This is a genomic window from Cellulomonas algicola (genome assembly GCF_003851725.1).
Lineage (GTDB): Bacteria > Actinomycetota > Actinomycetes > Actinomycetales > Cellulomonadaceae > Cellulomonas > Cellulomonas algicola.
Genome location: NZ_BHYL01000128.1, coordinates 1 through 4,134, shown reverse-complemented (window position 1 = coordinate 4,134; position 4,134 = coordinate 1). Strand labels below are relative to the sequence as shown.

Sequence of the window (4,134 nt, the reverse complement as noted above, 5' to 3'; positions counted from 1 at the left end):
CGCGAGCGCGACGCGCTGGCGCTGCCCGCCCGAGAGCGCGGTCGGCCGCCGGTCGGCGAGCCCGGCCAGGTCGACGCGGCCGAGCCACTCGTCCGCCTCGGCCCGTGCCGACCGCGCGCTCGCGCCGCCGCGTGCCCGCACCCCGAAGGCGACGTTCTCGCGTGCGCTCAGGTGCGGGAAGACGAGCGGGTCCTGGCCGAGCAGCCCGACGGACCGGCGCTCGGGACGCACGACCGTCGCACGGCCGCCGGGAGGGACGTCGGTGAGGACCCGCTCCCCCGACCGGACGGTGCCGTCGTCCGGGACGAGCAGGCCCGCGAGGACGTCGAGGAGCGTCGACTTGCCCGCACCGTTCGGGCCGAGCACCGCGACGACCGTGCCGGGTTCGACGTGCAGCGCGGCGTCGAGCGCGAAGGCCCCGCGCCGCACGCGGACGTCCGCCACGAGCGTCCCGGACGGACCCGGCAACCCGCGCGCGCCGGCCGGCCCGGGTACCCCGCTCACGCCGCCCGCCCGGGTCGCCATGCGCGCGCCGCGAGCAGCACGGCGACCGCGGCGGCGACCAGGAGGAGCGACAGGGCGACGGCGGTGCCCTGCGAGACGCCCGCGCCGTTGAACGCGGCGTAGATCGCGAGCGGCATCGTCCGGGTGACGCCCGCGGTGCTGCCCGCGAACAACGCGGTCGCGCCGAACTCACCGAGCGCCCGCGCGAAGCACAGCACCGTGCCGCTGACCAGGCCCGGCGCGACGAGCGGCAGCGTCACGCGGCGCAGCACGGTCCACCGGCCCGCGCCCAGGGTCGCGGCGACCGTCTCGTAGCGCGTGCCGACCGTCCGCAGCGCGCCCTCGACGCCCAGGACGAGGAACGGCATCGCGACGAACGTCTGCGCGATGACGACGGCGAGCGTCGTGAACGGGATGGTCACGCCGAACCACGTGTCCAGCGCCTGCCCGAGCAGCCCGCGACGGCCCAGGAGGAACAGCAGCGCGATGCCCCCGACGGTCGGCGGCAGGACCAGCGGGAGCGTGACGAGCGCGCGCAGCACGTCGGCCGTCCACCCGCGGGACCGGGCCAGCACCACGGCGAGCGGCACACCCAGCAGCAGGCAGGCGACGGTCGACGCGGTCGACGTCACGAGCGACAGCCCGAGCGCGGACAGCGCCTCGGGCGACGTGACGTCGGCGGGCAGCGACCCCCAGTCGGCGCGCACGACGAGCGCGACGACGGGGAGCACGAGCAGACCCAGCGCGAGCGCCGCCGGCAGCCTCAGCAGCAGCGGGGTGACGCTCGCCGCGCGGTGGTCGGCCGTCCGGGACGCCGGCACCCGCTCGGCCCACGCGGCTGTCACGGCGCGGCGAACCCCCGGTCGGCGAGCACCTGCTGACCGGCGTCCGAGAGCACGAGGTCGACGAACGCCTGGGCGACCTCGGCGTCCTGCGCGGAGCGGGAGCCCGTGCCGAGCACCGCGATCGGGTACCGGTTCACGACGTCCGCGGCCTCGTCGACGTCGATCCCCTCGACGTCGTCACCGGCGGCGAGCACGTCGGTGCGGTAGACGAGCCCGGCGTCGGCCTCCCCCGCGACGACCTTGGTGAGCACGGCGGTGACGTTCTGCTCCTCGCTCGCGGGCGTCAGGGCCACGCCGGCGGCGTCGAGGACCTTCCGCGCCGCGGCGCCGCACGGCACCTGCGCGGCGCACAGCACGACGCGACCGCCCGACGACGCGAGCGCGGCGAGGTCGGCGAGCGACGCGATCCCGTGCGGGTTGCCGGCGGGCACGACGATCTGGAGCGTGTTCGTCGCGAACAGCGTCGGCGCCCCCTCGACGAGGCCCGCGTCGTCGACCGTGCCCATGGTCGTCTCGTCGGCGGACGCGAACACGTCGGCGCGAGCGCCCTCGACGAGCTGCGTCGCGAGCGTGGACGACCCGTCGTAGGTGGTGGGCTGGACGTCGACGCCGGCGTGCGCGTCCGCGAAGTCGGCGGTGAGCTCGTCGAACGCGCCCTTCAGCGACGCGGCCGCGAACACGGTGAGCGTGCCGCTGAGGGCGTCGGCCGACCCGCTCGGCCCGGTCGCCGGGGACTCGGGCTCGGCGGCCGAGCACCCGGCGACCGCGACGAGCGCGACGACGGCTCCGACGAGTGCGCGGGTGCCTCGACTGCGTGTCATCGACTTCCTCCCGACGTCTCGACGACGACCGTCGTCGCCTTCACGACCGCGACCGCGAGCGACCCGACCTCGAGGCCGAGGTCGCGGACCGCCTCGCTGGACATGAGGGACACGACCCGGAACGGGCCGCACTGCATCTCCACCTGCGCCATGACCGTGTCGGTGACGACACGGGTGACGAGCCCCGGGAGCCGGTTGCGCGCGGACGTGCCGTGCGACGCGGGGTCGGCGGGCGCGTGCGCCCGCTCGACGGCGACGACCGCGAGCGCTGCACCGTCGACGGTCGCGCGCCCGGCGTCGTCGGGGGCGGCCACCAGCACGCCCGCGTCGACCCAGCGTCGGACGGTGTCGTCGCTGACGCCGAGCAGCTCGGCGGCCTCACTGATCCGGAAACGCGTCACGACCCGCCATGATAGTCCGCATCTGCGGAGCGGGCACGCCTCCTGTGCCGCAGCAGCGGATCTCGGGCGGTCGAGCCGCGCGCAGCGCTCACCAGCAGTAACGTCCCGTCATGGCGAAGAAGGGCAAGGGCGCCAAGCGCCACGACGGGAAGATCTCGAACGACGTCTACGAGGCCGAGCTGTTCCGCCTCCAGGCCGAGCTCGTCAAGGTCCAGCAGTGGGTGCGGCACACCGGGGCACGGGTCGTCGTGATCTTCGAGGGACGCGACGCGGCCGGCAAGGGCGGCACCATCAAGCGGATCAGCGAGTACCTCTCCCCCCGCGTCGTGCGCATCGCGGCGCTGCCCACCCCGACCGAGCGCGAGAAGGGCCAGTGGTACTACCAGCGCTACGTCGCACAGCTGCCGGCGGCGGGCGAGGTCGTGCTGTTCGACCGGTCCTGGTACAACCGCGCGGGCGTCGAGAAGGTCATGGGCTTCTGCACGCCGCAGGAGTACTCGCGGTTCATGCGGCAGACGCCGATCTTCGAGCAGATGCTCGTCGAGGACGGGATCCTGCTGCGCAAGTACTGGTTCTCCGTGTCCGACCAGGAGCAGCTGCGGCGGTTCAAGTCACGCCTGAACGACCCCGTCCGGCAGTGGAAGCTGAGCCCGATGGACCTGGAGTCCATCAGCCGGTGGGAGGACTACTCGCGCGCCAAGGACGAGATGCTCGTGCACACCGACGTGCCCTCGAGCCCGTGGTACATCGTCGAGTCGGACGTCAAGAAGCACGCGCGGCTCAACATGATGTCGCACCTGCTGTCGACGATCCCGTACACGGACGTGCCGCACGAGGAGGTGCACCTGCCCGACCGGCCCGCCGCGTCCAACGGCTACCAGCGCCCCCCGCGCGAGCTGTCGACGTACGTGCCCGACCACGTCGCCCAGCTCATGGGCGACCCGGAGAAGCACCTCTGAGTCACATCCCGAGGGAGATCTCCAGACCGAGCGACAGCAGGTAGAGCAGCGCGGCACCGACCGACAGGCACAGCCCGACGATCGACCGTGCCATCCCGACCGCCGTCGGGTGCCCGTCCCGCCGGATCGCGCGCGCCCTCGCCACACCCTTCGCCCCGACCCAGATCGCGAGCCCCGACGCGACGACGTAGGGCGTGAACAGCATGATCACGAGCACGACGACCCCGGCGACCAGGGCCCACGTCGCGAACGTGTTGGTCGTGTCGACGGGCGCGCCCCACGGCGCACCCGGCGCGGTGGGCGCCCCGCCCCACGGTGCGGGGTTCGCCGGGACACGGCCGGACGCACCACCGGGCGCGTAGCCGCCGACGCCCGACGCGGGCGCGTACCCGCTCACCGTCGACGCCGGGGCGTACGAGCCACCCGCGGCCCCCGACGAGTACCGGCCGCCGAAGCTCGCGGGGCCGGTCGACACAGGGCTCGTCGCCGCCGGGGTGGCGGACCAGCCGGTCTGCTGCGGGCCCCACGTCTGCGCCGCCGCGACCTGCGGGACGACGGCCGTCGCCGCGGTCGGCGCGGCCGGTCCGGCGGCGGGGAACCCGGG

5 protein-coding genes and 1 pseudogene are annotated in these 4,134 nt (G+C 74.8%); 1 reads left to right on the top strand and 5 read right to left on the bottom strand.

All coding sequences use genetic code 11. From position 1 onward, the window contains the following. The 4 genes from CTKZ_RS09635 to CTKZ_RS09620 form a co-directional block, all read right to left on the bottom strand. On the bottom strand, nucleotides 1–429 hold a 429-nt coding region (locus CTKZ_RS09635), incomplete at its 3' end, for an ATP-binding cassette domain-containing protein (RefSeq protein WP_235843419.1). Between the two features lie 71 nt (nucleotides 430–500). Beyond that, nucleotides 501–1,325 carry an ABC transporter permease gene (locus CTKZ_RS09630; RefSeq protein ID WP_371852354.1) on the bottom strand — a complete coding sequence of 275 codons (825 nt, stop codon included), beginning with the start codon at nucleotides 1,323–1,325 and terminating at the stop codon, nucleotides 501–503. Nucleotides 1,326–1,345: 20 nt separating this feature from the next. Then, nucleotides 1,346–2,170: a molybdate ABC transporter substrate-binding protein gene (gene modA, locus CTKZ_RS09625; protein WP_124342747.1), complete on the bottom strand. Its 825-nt coding sequence runs from the start codon at nucleotides 2,168–2,170 to the stop codon at nucleotides 1,346–1,348. After that, on the bottom strand, nucleotides 2,167–2,571 hold the full coding sequence (locus CTKZ_RS09620; protein WP_124342746.1) for a TOBE domain-containing protein: 405 nt from the start codon (nucleotides 2,569–2,571) through the stop codon (nucleotides 2,167–2,169). The genes modA and CTKZ_RS09620 overlap by 4 nt, the downstream gene beginning before the upstream one ends. A gap of 110 nt (nucleotides 2,572–2,681) precedes the next feature. Between CTKZ_RS09620 and ppk2 the strand changes: the two genes are divergently transcribed. Next, nucleotides 2,682–3,530, top strand: coding sequence for a polyphosphate kinase 2 (ppk2, locus tag CTKZ_RS09615; protein ID WP_124342745.1), 849 nt, complete (start codon nucleotides 2,682–2,684; stop codon nucleotides 3,528–3,530). Nucleotide 3,531: 1 nt separating this feature from the next. Here ppk2 and CTKZ_RS21525 read toward each other — a convergent pair. Further along, nucleotides 3,532–4,134: pseudogene (locus CTKZ_RS21525) on the bottom strand (hypothetical protein); the annotation flags it as partial.

Bases quoted from the DNA above. Each gene is read 5' to 3' on its own strand.
- ppk2 (WP_124342745.1), top strand. From the start codon at position 2,682: ATGGCGAAGAAGGGCAAGGGCGCCAAGCGCCACGACGGGAAGATCTCG.
- modA (WP_124342747.1), bottom strand. From the start codon at position 2,170: ATGACACGCAGTCGAGGCACCCGCGCACTCGTCGGAGCCGTCGTCGCG.